We start from the raw sequence: 18,070 nt of genomic DNA on the forward strand, positions 1-18,070 counted from the left end.
GGTGAAGAGTTATGAAATTACGTGCAAACCGTGTAGGCGAGCAAATGAAAAAAGAATTAGGCGACATCATCAGTCGTAAAATTAAAGATCCACGTGTTGGATTTGTTACAGTAACAGATGTACAAGTGAGTGGAGATTTACAAATTGCTACAGTATATATTTCTGTTTTAGGTGATGAAGAACAGAAAGAAAGTACATTAAAAGGTTTAGCGAAGGCAAAAGGCTTCATTCGTTCAGAAATTGGCCAACGTATTCGTCTTCGTAAAACACCGGAAATTTCCTTTGAGTTTGATGAGTCTATTGGATATGGTCATCGAATTGATACACTTTTACATCAAATTAATAAAGACGATAAACGTGAAGAATAATGGATAGACATTTGTCTATCCATTTTTTCAATGCAAAATAAATTTTGGATAATTACTATGAAAGAATTATGATGAGGTGAACATATATGGAAGGTGTAGTATTATTACATAAGCCAAAAGGCATGACATCACATGATTGTGTATTTAAATTAAGAAAGATATTGCGTGAGAAACGAATTGGTCATACAGGAACATTAGATCCAGATGTAACAGGAGTATTACCTATTTGTGTGGGACGAGCAACGAAGATTGCACAATTTTTAACAAGTGAGACGAAAACATATGAAGGTGAAGTAACACTTGGATTTTCAACCACAACTGAAGATGCTTCTGGTGAAGTTGTTGAAACGAAACATGTAAATCGCGTTATTACTCGTAAGGAAGTAGAAGGGGCTCTTGCTGCATTAACAGGTACGATTGAACAAATGCCTCCGATGTTTTCAGCTGTAAAAGTTAACGGAAAAAAATTATATGAATATGCAAGAGCAGGACAAGAAGTTGAACGTCCAGTTCGTACAATTACAATTCATGAATTTGTATTACTAGATGACCGTGAAGTGTTTGAGGGGGAAAATATTTCATTCCGTTTCCGTGTAACGTGTAGTAAAGGAACATATGTAAGAACGTTAGCAGTAATGATTGGTGAAAAACTTGGTTTTCCATCACATATGTCTCACCTTGTAAGAACAGCTTCTGGAGAATTTTTATTAGAAGATTGCATATCATTTGAAGAAATTGAAGAAAACGTGCAAAATGGAACAGTAGAGTCTATCTTCATTTCAATTGATGAAGCATTAAGTAAGTTCCCGAAAATTGTTGTAGATGAAAAGCAAGCAGAGAAAATAAAGAATGGTATGTTCTTAAAAAATGAATTGCAAATAACAGCACCATTTATAACAGTATTTGATAAAAATGATCGATGCCTTGCAATTTTTGAGCACCATCCCAAACACCCTGGTATGCTAAAGCCGATGAAAGTACTTGTGAATAATCAAGAACTAAAGCTATAATGAATTATTGGAAGGATTATTACAGAAAAAGGTGAATTCAAGCGTGAAACTTATTCATTTAACTCATCCACATGAACAAAATAAATTAGAATTACCACCGACTGTAATGGCATTAGGATTTTTTGATGGCATTCATTTAGGACATCAATGTGTAATTCGAACTGCGAAACAAATAGCGGATGAACGGGGATATAAAAGTGCAGTTATGACATTTTATCCGCACCCATCTGTTGTTTTAGGGAAAAAGGAAGCCCATGCGGAGTATATTACACCAATGTGTGATAAAGAAAAAATAGTCGAAAACTTAGGGATCGATATATTATATGTTATTAAATTTGATGAATCGTTTGCAGGCTTATTGCCACAACAATTTGTAGATGATTATATTATTGGTTTAAATGTAAAGCATGTAGTAGCAGGGTTTGATTATTCATATGGACGTTTAGGAAAAGGAAAGATGGAGACTTTACCATTTCATGCAAGAGGGGAGTTTACACAGACTGTGATTGAAAAAGTTGAATTTCAAGAAGAGAAAGTAAGTTCTACAGCATTACGAAAGTTAATTCGAAATGGCGAAATGGAACAAATTCCATCTATTTTAGGTAGAGCATATACAGTAGGGGGAACGGTTGTACACGGTGATAAACGTGGACGTCAAATTGGTTTTCCTACAGCAAATGTAGCTTTAAGTGATGAGTATCTATTACCACCTGTAGGTGTTTATGCAGTGAGATTAAAGGTTCACGATGAATGGTACGATGGTGTATGTAATATTGGATATAAACCAACTTTTAAAGAAGATGAGCGTCAATTATCTATTGAAGTGCACTTATTTGAATTTAACAAAGACATATATGATCAAAATGTTACAGTAGAGTGGCATATGCGTATAAGAGAAGAAAAGAAATTCAATGGCATCGATGAGTTAGTTGAACAAATCGCAAAAGATAAGAAAACAGCACAAGAATATTTTGCGAACGAAAAGAATATACTTGCTTTTTCAAATGAAAAGTAGTATTCTATGTTATGTACTTTATGACAACCATTGCTTGGCATTGCGACTCACCGACGCTTGCTAGGTAATTGGGGGTTTAATTAATAGGAGGTGAAATAGGATGGCTTTAACACAAGAGCGTAAAAATGAAATCATTGCACAATTTAGAACTCATGAGACTGATACTGGTTCTCCAGAGGTTCAAATTGCTGTCCTAACGGAGCAAATTAACACTCTAAACGAGCACTTACGTACTCACAAGAAAGATCATCATTCACGTCGTGGTCTATTAAAGATGGTTGGTAAACGTCGTAACTTACTAACTTACCTTCGTAATAGCGATATCACACGTTACCGTGAATTAATCACAAAGCTTGGCTTACGTCGATAGTCAAAGAAGCGGGAATATTCCCGCTTTTTTGTTAGGTAAAAATATATCTTCTACCCTTTATAGCTTACTTCATTTTCGGTAATACTAGAGGTAGAATATTGTGATATACTATCCATTTACATAGAAGAATTGAATACTTTAAATTGAGAGGGGTACTTAAATGAGTCAAGAAAAGCAAGTCTTCTCGATAGATTTAGCTGGTCGTCAGCTAACAGTTGAAACAAGTCAGCTTGCGAAGCAAGCGAACGGAGCAGTATTAGTAAGATATGGCGATACAGCGGTTCTATCTACAGCAACTGCATCAAAAGAACCAAAAAATGTAGATTTCTTCCCACTTACAGTAAACTATGAAGAGCGTTTATATGCAGTCGGAAAAATTCCTGGCGGTTTCATTAAACGTGAAGGTCGTCCAAGTGAAAAAGCAATTTTGGCAAGTCGTTTAATCGACCGTCCAATTCGTCCACTTTTCGCAGATGGTTTCCGTAACGAAGTACAAGTTGTCAGCATTGTAATGAGTGTTGATCAAGATTGTTCTTCTGAAATGGCAGCTATGCTTGGTTCTTCATTAGCGTTATCGATTTCAGATATTCCATTTGAAGGTCCAATCGCGGGTGCAACAGTTGGTCGTATTAATGGCGAATTCGTTATTAATCCAACAGTAGAACAGCAAGAGCAAAGTGATATTCACCTTGTTGTAGCTGGTACGAAAGATGCAATTAACATGGTTGAAGCAGGAGCAGATCAAGTGCCTGAAGAAACGATGTTAGAAGCAATTATGTTTGGACATGACGAAATTAAACGTCTAATTGCATTCCAAGAAGAGATTGTACAAGCTGTAGGTAAAGAGAAATCAGAAGTGAAACTTTATGAAGTTGACGCTGATCTTAATCAAGCTGTACGTGAAATGTCTGAGAAGGATATGCATTCTGCAATTCAAGTACATGAGAAACATGCACGTGAAGATGCAATTAACGAAGTGAAAAAGCGTGTAATTGAGCATTACGAAGCGCAGGAAGCTGACGCTGATACATTAGGACAAGTAAATGAGATTTTATATAAAATTGTAAAAGAAGAAGTACGTCGTCTTATTACAGTTGAAAAAATCCGCCCAGATGGCCGTAAAGGTGACGAAATCCGTCCATTAGCATCAGAAGTTGGCATTTTATCTCGTACACACGGTTCTGGTTTGTTCACACGTGGACAAACACAAGCATTAAGTATTTGTACATTAGGTGCATTAGGCGATGTGCAAATCTTAGATGGTCTTGGTGTAGAAGAATCAAAACGCTTTATGCACCATTACAATTTCCCATCATTTAGTGTTGGTGAAACAAGACCGATGCGTGGACCAGGTCGTCGTGAAATTGGTCACGGTGCACTAGGAGAACGTGCTCTTGAGCCTGTAATTCCATCTGAAAAAGACTTCCCATATACAGTACGTCTTGTATCTGAAGTTTTAGAATCAAATGGTTCTACTTCACAAGCAAGTATTTGTGGTAGTACTTTAGCAATGATGGATGCTGGTGTTCCACTTAAAGCTCCAGTTGCAGGTATTGCAATGGGTCTAGTTAAAACTGGTGAGCATTACACAATTTTATCTGATATTCAAGGTATGGAAGATCATTTAGGTGATATGGACTTTAAAGTAGCAGGTACAGCAAAAGGTGTTACTGCACTACAAATGGACATTAAAATTGATGGTCTATCTCGTGAAATTTTAGAAGAGGCATTACAACAAGCGAAAGTTGGTCGTGTGCACATTCTAAATCATATGTTATCTGTTATTGCAGAGCCACGTACTGAATTATCAGCTTACGCTCCAAAGATTATTACAATGACAATTAACCCAGATAAAATCCGTGACGTTATTGGGCCGAGCGGTAAACAAATCAATAAAATTATTGAAGAAACTGGCGTTAAAATTGACATCGAGCAAGATGGTACAGTATTCATTTCTTCAATAAATCAAGAAATGAATGACAAAGCTAAGAAAATTATCGAAGATATCGTTCGCGAAGTACAAGTAGGTGAAATCTACGAAGGAAAAGTGAAACGTGTTGAGAAATTCGGTGCTTTCGTTGAACTATTCAGCGGTAAAGATGGATTAGTTCACATTTCTGAACTTGCACTTGAGCGTGTAGGTAAAGTAGAAGACGTTGTGAAGATCGGTGATGTAATTACAGTTAAAGTTATCGAGATTGACAAGCAAGGTCGTGTGAATCTATCTAGAAAAGTATTGCTAAAAGAAGAGCAAGAAAAAGAAGCTGCTAAAGAAGAAAACAAACAAGAGCAGCAATAAGTAAAAGCCAGTTGAACTGGCTTTTTTTGTTATGTAAAAAATATGATTTATATATATTTTTATGTCAGTATAGGTATAGTTTTCATTATAACGCTCAAATTAACAAAGATAAGAAGAAAAAGGTATTTATATAGTTAATGGGAGGGTTTATATGAAAGCTCGTATATTGGCATACATATGTATATTCTTTTTATATGTCAGTGTAGGCTCTTATTCCGTTTTTGCACAGGATAACTTGTATGAAGAAATTCAAAAACATGCAAAACAATATGAGATTGCACCTCAAAATGCGATGATTGATAAAATATGGAAAGCAACACCGGGATATAATGGAAGACAAGTTGATATCGAAGCATCCTATAATAATATGAAGAAGCTGAAGAAATTTGATCAAAAAAATCTTGAATTCAAGGAAGTATCACCGAGTGTTCACTTAAAAGATTTATCACCAGCTCCAATTTATAGGGGACATCCCAATAAAAAGATGGTGGGATTAACAATAAATGTGGCATGGGGAAACGAGTATTTGCCGCGTATATTAGAGATATTGAAAAAACATGATGTGAAGGCAACTTTCTTTTTAGAAGGACGCTGGGTGAAAGAAAATTTGCGATTTGCAAAAATGATTGTCGATGCAAATCAAGAAGTTGGAAATCATTCTTACACACACCCTAATATGAAAACGCTATCGTCTGATGAAATACGAGATCAGTTACAAAAAACAAATCGAATGATTGAAGCTGCTACGAATCAAAAGGTGAGATGGTTTGCACCGCCGAGTGGAAGTTTTCGGGATGAAGTCGTTAAAATCGCTGATGATTTCCAAATGGGAACGATCATGTGGACTGTCGATACAATTGATTGGAAACGACCTGATCCAGATGTACTATTGCAGAGAGTAATGAGAAAAATACATCCAGGTGCTATCGTATTAATGCATCCAACTTCATCTACAGCAGAAGCATTAGATACAATGATTACAAAATTGAAGGAACAAGGATATAAAGTAGGGAATATAACAGAATTACTGGATGAAAAACGTGTGGATTAAATACATTTGCATGACATTCATCCTTAAACTTGTTATCATTAAATAATAGCAATTATTTAGAGAAACTGGCAGTAGGAGGAAAGTTTTTGATTAAAAAATATACTTGTAAAAATGGTGTAAGAATCGTTATGGAGAATATACCAACCGTAAGATCGGTTGCGATTGGTATTTGGATCCATGCGGGATCAAGAAATGAAAATGAAAAAAATAACGGGGTTTCCCACTTTTTAGAGCATATGTTCTTTAAAGGGACGGAAACACGTAGTGCACGCGAAATTGCAGAATCATTTGATAGCATTGGTGGGCAAGTGAATGCTTTTACTTCAAAAGAATACACTTGTTACTATGCAAAAGTGCTAGATGAGCATGCTAAATATGCTTTAGATGTATTAGCAGATATGTTCTTTAATTCAACATTTGATGAGGAAGAACTGAAAAAAGAGAAGAATGTCGTATGTGAAGAAATTAAAATGTACGAAGATGCTCCAGATGATATTGTACATGATATGTTAACGAAAGCGACATATGAAACGCATCCGCTTGGATATCCTATTTTAGGAACAGAAGAAACGCTTGATACGTTTACAGGTGATACGCTACGCCAATATATCAAGGATCATTACACACCTGAAAATGTCGTTGTTTCAGTTGCAGGAAATATTGATGAAGCCTTCTTACAAACGGTAGAGCAATATTTCGGTAGTTATGAAGGAACAACAAACCGTGAACAAGTACATAGCCCAATTTTCCATTTTAATAAAGTAGCACGTAAAAAGGAAACAGAACAAGCTCATTTATGTTTAGGATATAAAGGCTTACAAATGGGACACGAAGATATTTATAACTTAATCGTATTAAATAACATTTTAGGCGGTAGTATGAGTAGCCGTTTATTCCAAGAAGTACGTGAGCAACGTGGGTTAGCTTACTCAGTATTTTCTTACCATTCTTCTTATGAAGATACAGGTATGTTAACGCTGTATGGAGGAACAGGTAGCCAACAATTAGATACACTGTATGACACAATGCAGGAAACGTTAGAAACATTGAAAAATACAGGTATTACAGAAAAAGAGCTTATTAATAGTAAAGAGCAATTAAAAGGAAACTTAATGTTAAGTTTAGAAAGTACGAATAGTCGTATGAGCCGCAATGGTAAAAATGAATTACTACTTCGTAAGCATCGTTCACTTGATGAGATTATTGAAAGTGTAAACACTGTAACGAAATCAAATGTTGATGAGTTAATTCGTAACATGTTTACAGATGAATTCTCTGCAGCATTAATTAGTCCAGATGGAAAACTTCCAAAAGGAATAAAACTATAATTGCTTTATATGAAGTATGTAAAAATAACCGTATCTCTTTTAAATGAGATACGGTTATTTTTTTTGGATATACAGAATAGGTACTAATTATGGATAACTTACATTCATAATTTCGGTAGGGGGAGAGCGTATGCGATTAAGTGAATTAAGCGGTAAAGAGATCGTAAATTTAGAAAGAGCAGAAAAAATGGGGGTTTTAGGCCATGTGGATTTAGAGATTGATGAGAAGGATGGCCAAATACAAGCTCTGATCATACCAGCTGGAAAATGGGGAGGCTTTAAAAAGGAACCCCAAGAAGTAAGAGTAACGTGGAGTCAAATTAAGAAAGTGGGGCATGATATAATCCTTTGTGATATTACAGATCGTTCAAATTCGGAGTGAAAGATGGCCATTTTGGTCATCTTTTTTTGTTCATTCTCCACTGAGTAAAAGCTCACATGAATCGAGCTTTTACCGGAAATCAATTTCTCGTATAATGTCCTCTCATATGCCAAATGTTGAGGTGAGGACTAACTGTGTATAAATAGCGGGATAAATCATACGTGCTTTTGGTTTTTCAATCACCTAAAACTCGTACATTACATATGATGTGGAGGAAAAAGAAAAAGTAGGCACTTTTCTTATAAATGACAGAAAAAGAAGGTGAATTAGGGAATGTTGACTGAGATGCATATTGCTGTCATAGGAGGAGATGCAAGACAGCTAGAAGTAATTCGCAAGCTAGTTGAATTGGATGCGAAACTTTCATTGATAGGGTTTGATCAGTTGGATCATGGCTTCACAGGGGCAGCAAAAGAAAGTATACAAAATTTAGATTTCACTTCTGTAGATGCAATTATTTTGCCAGTTGCAGGTACAAATGCCAAGGGAGAAGTAGATACTATTTTTTCAAACGAAAAAGTTTCTATAACGAAAGAACAAATTGAAAATACACCAGAACACTTTACTATATATTCAGGTATTGGTACGCCTTACTTGGAAAATCTCGTATCTACTACAAACCGCAAACTTGTTAAATTATTTGATCGTGATGATGTGGCGATCTACAATTCTATTCCAACTGTAGAAGGTACATTAATGATGGTAATTCAACATACCGACTATACAATTCATGGTTCCAATGTAATGGTTTTAGGATTTGGTAGAACAGGGATGAGTGTTGCCAGAGCATTTCAATCATTAGGCGCCCATGTCAAAGTTGGAGCAAGACGATCCGAACATATTGCACGTATTACAGAAATGATGTTTTCTCCTTTTCATATGCAAAACATTGAGAAAGAAGTAGGCAATATCGATATTGTCATTAATACAATTCCGCATCTCGTTGTGACAGCGAATGTCATTTCAAAAATGCCGGCCCATACGTTAGTAATTGATTTAGCTTCTAAACCAGGTGGTACCGACTTTAGATATGCGGAAAAAAGAGGAGTCAAAGCGCTGTTAGCACCTGGATTACCAGGTATTGTTGCTCCGAAAACAGCAGGGCAAATTTTAGCGAATGTTCTTTCTCAGTTACTGGCAGAAGACGTAATCGCAAGGAAGGAGAATGGGGAATGAATTTAAAAGGGAAAAGAATCGGGTTTGGTTTTACTGGCTCACATTGTACGTACGAAGAAGTAATGCCTCATTTAGAAAAGTTAATTGCTGAGGGCGCAGAAGTACGTCCCGTTGTTTCTTACACTGTTCAATCAACAAATACGAGATTTGGAGAAGGGGCAGAGTGGATTAAAAAGATTGAAGAAGTAACAGGCTTTAAAGCAATTAATTCCATCGTTGGCGCAGAACCACTAGGACCCAAAATTCCACTAGATTGCATGGTAATTGCACCACTAACCGGAAATTCTATGAGTAAATTTGCAAATGCAATGACAGACTCTCCAGTATTAATGGCAGCGAAAGCGACGCTAAGAAATGGCAAGCCTGTCGTATTGGCTGTTTCGACGAATGATGCTTTAGGGCTTAATGGGGTAAATCTAATTACACCAACAAGGTGACGACATAGCGCGAACGCTTATATGTCGCCATCTTGAGGAAGCTTAGGATAAAGCACAAGTTCGAAATCATCGAGCCTTTGCCACTTTTCTTTTTTATAAACAGCCTTTTCTAAAACTGACTTTAGGAGGCTGTTTTTCTTTTTGGGATCATCTGTTTTAAAGTACAGGTCAAGAACATGCTCCACTTGAGGTATTGTATCTTTCTTCACTTTTTCCTTTTTAATTTCTGTTTTAATTTCTTTCTTTAAGTTTTCCATCGTGGAAGTAATTTCATTAATACGGTCAGAAACGGCTTTCGAACGTTCTAAAAACATATCGACAGTATAAACGCCGCGCTCTAATAAATCGTGTAAATTATTTTTTTGTTTTTGGACATCCACTAATTCTTTCTCAAGTTTTCGTAATGCAGCTTCATTCATTTGAATAACTTGTGTTTCTCTTAACTTGTTACCTTGCTTATGTTTTTCGAAATCAGCTTTATAATTGATGTACCATTCTTTTAATGCCTCGAGTAAACGCTTCTCAATTAACTCCGTATAGCTTGATTTGTTTTCACAACCGCGGTGTTTACAATCCATCGTTTCTTTTCGATTCTTCGGATAACGCTGGACCATACTATAACCACATTTACTACATTTAATAATGCCAGCCAAAGGATTTTTAATTCCGTTCGTATTGTAAGGGACGTGATATCTCGAATTTAATTTATCTTGTACTTGTTCAAATAAACTTTCCGGTATGAGTGGCTCATGTTTGCCATCAGCAATAATCCAATCTGATTTATCTTGGCGTGCACAACTTCTTTTTACAGCATCAGGCCGCTTTACTTCTTTTCGCTTTTGCCATGTTACTTTTCCGATGTACACATTGTTTTTTAATATATCTAAGATGCTATAGGGGTTCCAATCATTACCTAGCTTACTTTTGTATCCAAGATCATTTAGCTTGCTTCTAATGGCACTCGCTCCTATATCTTCATTTGCATACCAATCAAATATCATTCTTACGACAGAAGCTTCTTCAGGATTAATCGTTAACGTACGCTCTCGCTTATTTAAACGGTGGATATCATATCCGAATGGTGCATGTGTACCAAGGTAATTCCCAGCCTCTACACTAGCAACACGACCACGTTGCATACGTCTTGTAATAATCTTTAATTCCTTACGTGCCATAAACGCTTCAAATTCACTGTATTCTTCGTCCCACTCATCATTAAGGTCATAAGTCTTCCTAGGCGTCATAATCTTCGTATTCGAGCGTTTAAACGTCTCTAAAATGATTCCTTGCTCTTTCATACCACCACGACCTAGGCGGTCCATATCCATGCAAAGAACAACATCATATTTATTATCTTCAATTTCTTCAAGAAGTGCTAACATCTCAGGACGTTTCACTAAGCTCTCACCAGAAACAATTTCCTCACGGACAGCTAAAACATTTAAGTTCATTTCCTTGGCAATTTTCAGCAGGGTAGTGCGGTGCTTTGCTAAAGTTTCACCTTCGCCGCGTGCTTCGGCTTCAAGATCGGCACGGGATTTTCTTAGGTAGATTGCGGTTTTCATAAATAGACCTCCTTATAGTTAATTCATATACGTGAGATGTATATATAAGAAGTAGAAACGGCTATTTGATGTAGCGAAAGTAATGACATGTTTGATTTGAGAAAGCATTTAAGATTCTTCGTCGTTTTCCAATACTTTAATATTTTGATGATTGCTCTGTTTTGAAATGGTTAGCAACTAATATGGCAGTACTAACAAATCAGCAGCATACAAATATAGAAAGCACTTCAAGAGGTGACACCATGAGCCAACAAGAAAAATATGCCGCGTCTTATAAATTTGGAAAAACGAAAGTTTATATTGTGGCCCCAGAGCCGAAAACAAAAAAGGATATTGATAAGATCCTTCGAGCATATTACAAGGCTAGTTGGGCCATCATCGATGAATTGCAGACAAAAGAAAATATTGAGGAGTAATTCCTCTTTTTTGTAGAGAAAATAGACAGGTTATGTTTGTAAGGGGAATTTTAATTGTTTAATAAAATGATATAAAAATTTATGAAAAAGAAAGGGAGTAAAAATAGAAGAAAAACAAACTGAAAAAATAAAGACACATATAAAAATATCAATTCCTATAGGTAACAATGAATCTATAAAAGAAGAGATTCAAAAATGTCTTGAGTTTGAAATTGAACTTCACAAAAAATTATGTAAGTTATTTACGATAACTTAGAGGAAATGTTTGATTATAGATTGGACGACATTCTATAACGTATTAGTGGTTTCATCAAAGTGAGACTACTTAACATTTGTATGAGCTAAATCTAGAGAATATCTAAAATTAATAGTGTGGCATTCTTCAAACAAATTATTATTAGAGTCCTTGTATGTCATTTTTACGTCAACTATACCATCCATTATGGACGGTGTGACAGTCATGAATTTTTGGTTGGGTAGAAAAGATAGATTCGAAATAACGGGTTACAGCAACTAAAATGATTTTCACTAATACAAAAGAAAGTGATGCGAAATTAACCATTACGGTTAATACGATAGACATTATGAAAAATTATATAGTAAAGGCAGGCGAAACGAGGTTTCTTGACACTTCTGTGGTATTAGATCCTAATGATGCTTTTTCTGTACAACAAGAAACAGAAAATGCGATTAATGTAAGTATTAGTGGCATTTTAGAGTAAGTACCTGTAACCTATTAAAAGTCGGACCAAATACCGACTTTTAACTTTTTATTAATAAAGAGGTGATATACATGGTACTAAATTTAAAGCGATGGAAAAATATAGAACAAGATAGACACTTTCGAAATGAAACAAATGATAATTGGGATCAAATTGAAGGTACTTATAATAGTATTGAAAAGATAAGCGATGAAGCAAAAAATGATGCGGAATCTGCAAAGAAATATTCGGAAGAAGCAAATCGAGTATCCGAAAATGTGCAAATGCAATTGCACACATTGGTGCTGAATGGTGATTCATCAGTCGAGGCAGCACAGGCCAGAGTAGATTTTCATGGAGAAGCACACCCTACTTTAAAAGCACGACTTGATACAGAGTACACTCAAGTACATTCGCAGTTATTAGAAACGAATTCACGATTTAAAAACATTTGGATTGATATGAAAGCAGAATACGGATTGATTGGTGACGGGACTACAGATGAAACTTCAAAAGTATTAGAGGCAATTGCTTATGTAAAGACTATAGGCGGGGGCGTACTATATTTTCCGAATGGTACTTACAGAATAAAGAAGCAGTTGAGAATTGATTTTTCGAATGTAATTATTATGGGGCAAAATAAGGAAAAGACAATACTTAAGTTTACAGATACCTATTCTTTAGAATGTATCAAACTTGAAGGAACACCATTGAAACCACTTGAAAATGTTCATATTCAACATATTCAAATTGACTACACAAAACAACTTCATAAGGGTGGATTAGAAAAAACACCTTTTGATACACATCCAGCACCTTATTATGATGGTGGTTGTGGTATAAGGGGCTTATACTTAGCGAATGGGAGCATTACACATTGTAAGTTAAATGATATATATGGTGATGGAATTAAAGTGACTGGTGCCGCATATTTCGATGTTTCTAATAATATCTTACTAGATTGTGGTGGTTCGAATATTGTAAAGAATGGTATGGGTCCATATGACAATTACGGAGACTCGATTATTTTTTATGAAAGTATGGCCGTATCGATTCGTTATAATACAGTCATTAACAAAAGGACATTTAAAGTCCATTACGATCATAATTTTTCACGAGATGTATATGGCCTTCCAGCAGCAAGAACAGGCATTGAATATGAATATCCATTAGATGTAGATGGCAAGACGCCAATTAAGTATGCAAATGATATGAATACGAAAGATGGATATGGACTTACGATTGAAAATAACTATGTGTACGGCTTTACGAAATGTATTCATTTAGAATCAACTATGCGTGTAAGTGTTATACATAATACATTTTTGAACTATCATATTGGAATCATGTATACGGGTGGTAAGGTCGGTTTTATTAATACACCAACTTCCAAAGGTGACGATACAAGTACATTTGGGTTTAATTATTTTGATGATAATGGACTAGGAAAAGCACCACAAGGTGGGTACGATGTTTATTATGGTGGGATTGCAGTTTCGGAGTATGGTACTACTACGACCGTACAGATAGTTGGTAATACGATTTATGGAGCTGGAAAAGGTATTATCCTTGGTAGAAGTGGTGCTCATATTCATAATAACAATATTAAAACATTAGATTTCGGTATTTATAATGTTGTTGATGTTTTAAAAGATATTATGATTAGTGGCAATGCTTTTGAACAAACAAATGCAATTCGTTTTTCAAATTGTATATATATTAAGGTAAGTAATAACTCATTTATAGGTGCGGTATTGGATTTAAATGGTTCGGATGTTCTTCTGACTGGAAATAACTTCGTGAATTCATATATTAGATCTGGTGGAGAAATTAGATGTTTACGCGTTACTGATAATAGTTTCCTTTTAGATCGGCCAGATGTTGAATATGTTTTCTCACTAGATTATATTGTAGGCAAACTTAATATACTCGGTAATAATTTCACCCTTTCCGGAGATACTGGAATTGCTAAAATTGGTGGGGATGCGAACGACATAGACTTTTCTAAGAATCGAATTGTACCCACTGGACAACCTACAAGAAGCTTGTTTACATTTGCCGCAGCATGTCGTTTCCTTGTAGCTCAATATAATAGTTTCCTTAATCCAGTAAAAACGTTATTCGAATTCAATTGGGTTTTTTCTAATCTATTCATCGAGGGAAATGTGTTACGCGGAGGAGATATTATTACAATTAATAGTGGATATCATGAGGGTGGATATTTACAGGTTGAAAATAACAGTGGTGGAACATTACCAGCAGCGATGTTAATAAGTGGTCCGCCAGCTCAAGGGAAATGGCTAAGAGGAGACAGAATATACTCTAAGACACCAAGTCCGGGAAGCTTTATTGGTTGGGTTTGTATAGAATCAGGAGAGCCTGGGAGATGGAGAGGCTTCGGGCGTATTGAGGAGTAAAATGGTTATCGAATAAAATACGGCTTTTATAGATTAAGAGGGTCACATAATGTGATCCTCTTTTTATTTTGAAAGGAGATGGAAATAGTGGAAGATGCAATTTTTAATTCAGTTATTCAGCAGGGAGCATTTGCAACGTTATTTGTGTGGATGCTTTTTACTACACAAAAAAAGAATGAACAGCGGGAAGAAAAGTACCAACAAGTAATCGATAGAAATCAACAAGTTATTGAAGAGCAGGCAAAAGCTTTTGGATCTATTTCTAAAGATGTAACAGAAATTAAACAAAAATTATTTGAAGGAGATGTTGAGTAATGGGACAAATCGTAGACATTTCAAAATGGAATGGTAATATTAACTGGCCAGTTGCAAAACAGTATTTGGATTTTGTGATTGCTAGAGTGCAGGATGGCTCAAATTATGTGGATCCATTATATAAAGGATATGTACAAAGCATGAAACAGCATAACGTTCCTTTTGGCAATTATGCGTTCTGTAGGTTTGTATCGATTAATGATGCGAAGAAAGAGGCACAAGATTTCTGGAGTCGAGGTGACAAGAGCGCTACGATTTGGGTGGCTGATGTGGAAGTAAAAACAATGAACGATATGAGAGCCGGTACACAAGCCTTTATTGATGAGTTATACCGATTAGGAGCTAATAAAGTGGGGTTATATGTCGGCCATCATATGTACGAACCTTTTGGAATGGCGAATGTGAAATGTGACTTTGTATGGATTCCGCGATATGGCGGTAATAAACCAGCATATCCTTGTGATATTTGGCAGTATACTGAGACAGGTAATGTACCTGGTATCGGTAAATGTGATCTTAATTCGCTTATAGGAAATAAATCACTGCCCTGGTTTACTGAAGTAGCGCAGGAGCGAGTGAAAGCACAAGCGACTAAACAAAACATCATCCAATCAGGTGCATTTGGTCGAGAGCATGTCTCTGATGTAATGGGAGCATTAACGTCTCTAAAAATGACAGCTGATTTTATCTTAAAATCGGATGGGTTAACATATTTCATTTCCAAACCAACATCAGATGCTCAACTAAAAGGCATGAAGGAGTATCTAAATCGTAAAGGTTGGTGGTATGAGGATAAATAAAAAAAGGGCCGACTCTTAATTGAGTCGGCTTTTTTTACATTATTTCGATTGAAGAGTTTCTTGTAATTTGTCATCCAAAGCTGTTAAGTTATTTTCAGTGCTTTCTACCTTTTTGTAATATATCTAGTTTGATGCTTAGTTTATTTCTTCTGCCATTTTATAAAGCGCCTGTAAATACCCTATTTTAGCAGTACTCATTTGTAATCGGCCATCAAGAAAATCCATATCTTTTGGGTCTATTTTTTTAAGTTGTATGTTTATACCTTCTCGATACTTTTCCATAGACTTAATTATATCTTTATGTAGTTCTTTAAACTCGTTCTCAGGCTTTAAATCTGCAATTTCTATAGCTATGCTCTCTAAGTCATACAGTGCGTCTCTGTACTCTTTTTTATGTAATGCCAAATCGTCAGATTCGACAAGGTAGTTTAGTACATCTTCAGAATCACTTAAAGCATCACCTAAAGTATCCAGTTCTTCATCATAACTAGAGTTTTTAGCCTCCAGTTCTTCCATGACTTCTTTACCTCTGTTAGATTTAGAATAGTCTTTTTCTGCTCCACAACCTACCCCGAATAGCATGATGGGAAGTGCTAAACATATTAGTTTCTTTGCTTTCATTATATATACTCCTTTTTAAAACTTTGCAATCAATATATTGTAATTAATATATTATAATTAACATATTGTACCATAACATAAATTGAATAAATAAGATATGAAGTTTTCTAATCCTTAAGATGAATTTTGAGTATTTAACAAAATGAAAGTTTGTATTCCGGTTGTAGAGAATCTCGCTCGGTATGCTTTTTTGAAAATACCCTTTTATTCGCTTCGTAACATTGGAGAACTTTTTTATGCTTCCATAAACTCACTATCGAAATAGAACTTGCCCACAAAATTAATACATTACCGTTGAATTCGTGTATTGTATTAATTAAGGATATGATATACATGCTTAGAAATAATATAATAGAAGAAAAAAGAAATATTTATATTGTTATCACCCTGTTGGCGTCAACCTCATGCGCCTAATGGCAACAAAAAACATCTATTTCGTCCCATTCGGTCAAGATGCACCAGAGAAAAAACCTAACTCAATGGTAGCTCGCATGGAGCTGCTGGAAGATACAGTATTAGAAGCGCTGCAAGGGAAGCAATTGCAACCGGTTGTCGTAGAAAAATTCAGATATATGAATTAAAAAACGAAAAAAAACGGACAATTTTTGATGAAACCATCATTCTTACTGTAGAATATGATAAAATTAACGTTATTAAGATTAGAAGGGGTATTGTATACTCCTTCTGATTCTAAGTTATAGAAGGATTGGTATCTAGAAAGGGGCATAGTGATGGAAAAGCAAAAAACTTTTCATGTCGCTGTAGTTGGAGCAACCGGCGCAGTTGGTGAACAAATGTTAAATACTTTAGAGAAACGAGAATTTCCAATCGGGAAGTTAACGTTACTTTCATCTAAACGATCTGCAGGTAAGAAACTTGTATTTAAAGGCGAAGAATTTACAGTTCAAGAGGCAACTCCTGAAAGTTTTGAAGGAGTAGATATCGCACTATTTAGTGCTGGTGGATCTGTATCAAAACAATTAGCGCCAGAAGCAGCAAAGCGCGGTGCGATTGTTGTTGATAATACAAGTGCATTCCGTATGACAGAAAACGTGCCACTTGTTGTACCTGAAGTAAATGAAAATGACTTAAAAGAACATAATGGTATTATTGCAAATCCAAACTGTTCTACAATTCAAATGGTAGTAGCTCTTGAGCCAGTTCGTCAGCAATATGGTTTAAAACGAGTAATCGTTTCCACATATCAAGCTGTATCAGGTGCTGGTGCGGCAGCGATTGAAGAACTTCATGAACAATCACAAGCAATCTTAAATGGCGAAGAAGTGAAGGCAAATGTTTTACCTGTATCAGGTGATAAAAAACATTTCCAAATTGCTTTCAACGCGATTCCACAGATTGATAAATTCCAAGATAATGGATTTACGTTTGAAGAAATGAAAATGATTAATGAAACGAAAAAAATTATGCATATGCCAGAGCTAGAAGTAGCGGCAACATGTGTACGTTTACCAGTTGTATCAGGTCACTCTGAGTCTGTTTACATCGAAGTAGAAAAAGAAGGTGTAACAGTAGAAGAATTCAAGAATTTACTTGCAAATGCAGAAGGTATCGTTCTACAAGATAACCCAGAAGAGCAGTTATATCCAATGCCAGCTACTGCAGTAGGTAAAAACGAAGTATTCGTTGGAAGAATCCGTAAAGATTTAAATAACGATAAAGGATTCCATCTTTGGGTCGTATCTGATAACTTATTAAAAGGCGCTGCATGGAATTCTGTTCAAATTGCAGAGCGCTTAGTAAAATTACAATTAGTGTAAACGGCTAAGAGAAGGTGCAAA

The 18,070-nt window shown here is 35.6% G+C and carries 17 protein-coding genes and 2 pseudogenes; 17 read left to right on the forward strand and 2 right to left on the reverse strand.

Annotated features, from left to right (window positions below):
* Window positions 1-11 precede the first annotated feature (11 nt).
* The 10 genes and pseudogenes from rbfA to dpaB all read left to right on the forward strand — a co-directional run.
* Window positions 12-368 (forward strand): 30S ribosome-binding factor RbfA, encoded by a 357-nt coding sequence (gene rbfA, locus MR113_RS01140; RefSeq protein ID WP_000776444.1) that lies wholly within the window; start codon window positions 12-14, stop codon window positions 366-368.
* Window positions 369-454: 86 nt separating this feature from the next.
* Window positions 455-1,378, forward strand: a complete 924-nt coding sequence (gene truB / locus MR113_RS01145; RefSeq protein ID WP_061678195.1) for a tRNA pseudouridine(55) synthase TruB — start codon at window positions 455-457, stop codon at window positions 1,376-1,378.
* 43 nt (window positions 1,379-1,421) lie between these two features.
* Window positions 1,422-2,393, forward strand: a complete 972-nt coding sequence (gene ribF / locus MR113_RS01150) for a bifunctional riboflavin kinase/FAD synthetase (RefSeq protein ID WP_061678194.1) — start codon at window positions 1,422-1,424, stop codon at window positions 2,391-2,393.
* 100 nt (window positions 2,394-2,493) lie between these two features.
* Complete coding sequence (gene rpsO / locus MR113_RS01155; protein ID WP_001229392.1) at window positions 2,494-2,763, forward strand: 30S ribosomal protein S15; 270 nt, start codon at window positions 2,494-2,496, stop codon at window positions 2,761-2,763.
* A gap of 160 nt (window positions 2,764-2,923) precedes the next feature.
* On the forward strand, window positions 2,924-5,062 hold the full coding sequence (pnp, locus tag MR113_RS01160; protein WP_097816845.1) for a polyribonucleotide nucleotidyltransferase: 2,139 nt from the start codon (window positions 2,924-2,926) through the stop codon (window positions 5,060-5,062).
* A 151-nt stretch (window positions 5,063-5,213) separates the two neighbouring features.
* Window positions 5,214-6,113 (forward strand): polysaccharide deacetylase family protein, encoded by a 900-nt coding sequence (locus MR113_RS01165; protein WP_242250690.1) that lies wholly within the window; start codon window positions 5,214-5,216, stop codon window positions 6,111-6,113.
* 86 nt (window positions 6,114-6,199) lie between these two features.
* On the forward strand, window positions 6,200-7,441 hold the full coding sequence (locus MR113_RS01170) for a M16 family metallopeptidase (RefSeq protein ID WP_242250691.1): 1,242 nt from the start codon (window positions 6,200-6,202) through the stop codon (window positions 7,439-7,441).
* Between the two features lie 130 nt (window positions 7,442-7,571).
* The gene (locus MR113_RS01175) at window positions 7,572-7,823 is read left to right on the forward strand and encodes a YlmC/YmxH family sporulation protein (protein ID WP_242250694.1); all 252 of its coding nucleotides are present in this window, start codon (window positions 7,572-7,574) and stop codon (window positions 7,821-7,823) included.
* 273 nt (window positions 7,824-8,096) lie between these two features.
* Window positions 8,097-8,999 (forward strand): dipicolinic acid synthetase subunit A, encoded by a 903-nt coding sequence (gene dpaA, locus MR113_RS01180; RefSeq protein WP_000954740.1) that lies wholly within the window; start codon window positions 8,097-8,099, stop codon window positions 8,997-8,999.
* Window positions 8,996-9,421: pseudogene (dpaB, locus tag MR113_RS01185) on the forward strand (dipicolinate synthase subunit B); the annotation flags it as partial. The gene dpaA and the pseudogene dpaB, both read left to right, overlap by 4 nt.
* 32 nt (window positions 9,422-9,453) lie before the next feature.
* On the opposite strand, the gene MR113_RS01190 reads toward dpaB, so the two are convergent.
* Window positions 9,454-11,001 carry a recombinase family protein gene (locus tag MR113_RS01190; protein ID WP_242250695.1) on the reverse strand — a complete coding sequence of 516 codons (1,548 nt, stop codon included), beginning with the start codon at window positions 10,999-11,001 and terminating at the stop codon, window positions 9,454-9,456.
* A gap of 182 nt (window positions 11,002-11,183) precedes the next feature.
* Here MR113_RS01190 and MR113_RS01195 point away from each other — a divergent pair, with 182 nt between their 5' ends.
* From MR113_RS01195 to MR113_RS01215, 5 genes are all read left to right on the forward strand, one after another.
* On the forward strand, window positions 11,184-11,417 hold the full coding sequence (locus MR113_RS01195; RefSeq protein WP_071742778.1) for a hypothetical protein: 234 nt from the start codon (window positions 11,184-11,186) through the stop codon (window positions 11,415-11,417).
* 518 nt (window positions 11,418-11,935) lie between these two features.
* Window positions 11,936-12,139 carry a hypothetical protein gene (locus tag MR113_RS01200; RefSeq protein ID WP_242250696.1) on the forward strand — a complete coding sequence of 68 codons (204 nt, stop codon included), beginning with the start codon at window positions 11,936-11,938 and terminating at the stop codon, window positions 12,137-12,139.
* 71 nt (window positions 12,140-12,210) lie between these two features.
* Entirely contained in the window at window positions 12,211-14,535 is a 2,325-nt protein-coding gene (locus tag MR113_RS01205) for a glycosyl hydrolase family 28-related protein (RefSeq protein WP_242250697.1), read from the forward strand.
* An 87-nt stretch (window positions 14,536-14,622) separates the two neighbouring features.
* Window positions 14,623-14,850, forward strand: a complete 228-nt coding sequence (locus MR113_RS01210; RefSeq protein WP_242250698.1) for a BhlA/UviB family holin-like peptide — start codon at window positions 14,623-14,625, stop codon at window positions 14,848-14,850.
* Window positions 14,850-15,650, forward strand: a complete 801-nt coding sequence (locus MR113_RS01215; protein WP_242250699.1) for a GH25 family lysozyme — start codon at window positions 14,850-14,852, stop codon at window positions 15,648-15,650. The genes MR113_RS01210 and MR113_RS01215 overlap by 1 nt, the downstream gene beginning before the upstream one ends.
* Window positions 15,651-15,785: 135 nt before the next feature.
* Here the strand turns inward: MR113_RS01215 and MR113_RS01220 are convergent, their stop codons facing one another.
* Entirely contained in the window at window positions 15,786-16,271 is a 486-nt protein-coding gene (locus MR113_RS01220; protein WP_242250700.1) for a hypothetical protein, read from the reverse strand.
* Between the two features lie 392 nt (window positions 16,272-16,663).
* Between MR113_RS01220 and spoVFB the strand changes: the two are divergent.
* Window positions 16,664-16,852: pseudogene (gene spoVFB / locus MR113_RS01225) on the forward strand (dipicolinate synthase subunit B); the annotation flags it as partial.
* 150 nt (window positions 16,853-17,002) lie between these two features.
* A complete protein-coding gene (asd, locus tag MR113_RS01230; protein ID WP_061678191.1) occupies window positions 17,003-18,049 on the forward strand; it encodes an aspartate-semialdehyde dehydrogenase in 1,047 nt (348 codons plus the stop codon).
* Window positions 18,050-18,070 lie beyond the last annotated feature (21 nt).

Source organism: Bacillus cereus group sp. BfR-BA-01379 (genome assembly GCF_022663605.1).
GTDB classification, from domain to species: domain Bacteria; phylum Bacillota; class Bacilli; order Bacillales; family Bacillaceae_G; genus Bacillus_A; species Bacillus_A mobilis.

Coding starts and splice junctions, on each gene's coding strand:
- rbfA (WP_000776444.1), top strand. CDS start 12: ATGAAATTACGTGCAAACCGTGTAGGCGAGCAAATGAAAAAAGAATTA.
- truB (WP_061678195.1), top strand. CDS start 455: ATGGAAGGTGTAGTATTATTACATAAGCCAAAAGGCATGACATCACAT.
- rpsO (WP_001229392.1), top strand. CDS start 2,494: ATGGCTTTAACACAAGAGCGTAAAAATGAAATCATTGCACAATTTAGA.
- pnp (WP_097816845.1), top strand. CDS start 2,924: ATGAGTCAAGAAAAGCAAGTCTTCTCGATAGATTTAGCTGGTCGTCAG.
- MR113_RS01165 (WP_242250690.1), top strand. CDS start 5,214: ATGAAAGCTCGTATATTGGCATACATATGTATATTCTTTTTATATGTC.
- MR113_RS01175 (WP_242250694.1), top strand. CDS start 7,572: ATGCGATTAAGTGAATTAAGCGGTAAAGAGATCGTAAATTTAGAAAGA.
- dpaA (WP_000954740.1), top strand. CDS start 8,097: ATGTTGACTGAGATGCATATTGCTGTCATAGGAGGAGATGCAAGACAG.
- MR113_RS01190 (WP_242250695.1), bottom strand. CDS start 11,001: ATGAAAACCGCAATCTACCTAAGAAAATCCCGTGCCGATCTTGAAGCC.
- MR113_RS01195 (WP_071742778.1), top strand. CDS start 11,184: ATGGCAGTACTAACAAATCAGCAGCATACAAATATAGAAAGCACTTCA.
- MR113_RS01200 (WP_242250696.1), top strand. CDS start 11,936: ATGATTTTCACTAATACAAAAGAAAGTGATGCGAAATTAACCATTACG.
- MR113_RS01205 (WP_242250697.1), top strand. CDS start 12,211: ATGGTACTAAATTTAAAGCGATGGAAAAATATAGAACAAGATAGACAC.
- MR113_RS01215 (WP_242250699.1), top strand. CDS start 14,850: ATGGGACAAATCGTAGACATTTCAAAATGGAATGGTAATATTAACTGG.
- MR113_RS01220 (WP_242250700.1), bottom strand. CDS start 16,271: ATGAAAGCAAAGAAACTAATATGTTTAGCACTTCCCATCATGCTATTC.
- asd (WP_061678191.1), top strand. CDS start 17,003: ATGGAAAAGCAAAAAACTTTTCATGTCGCTGTAGTTGGAGCAACCGGC.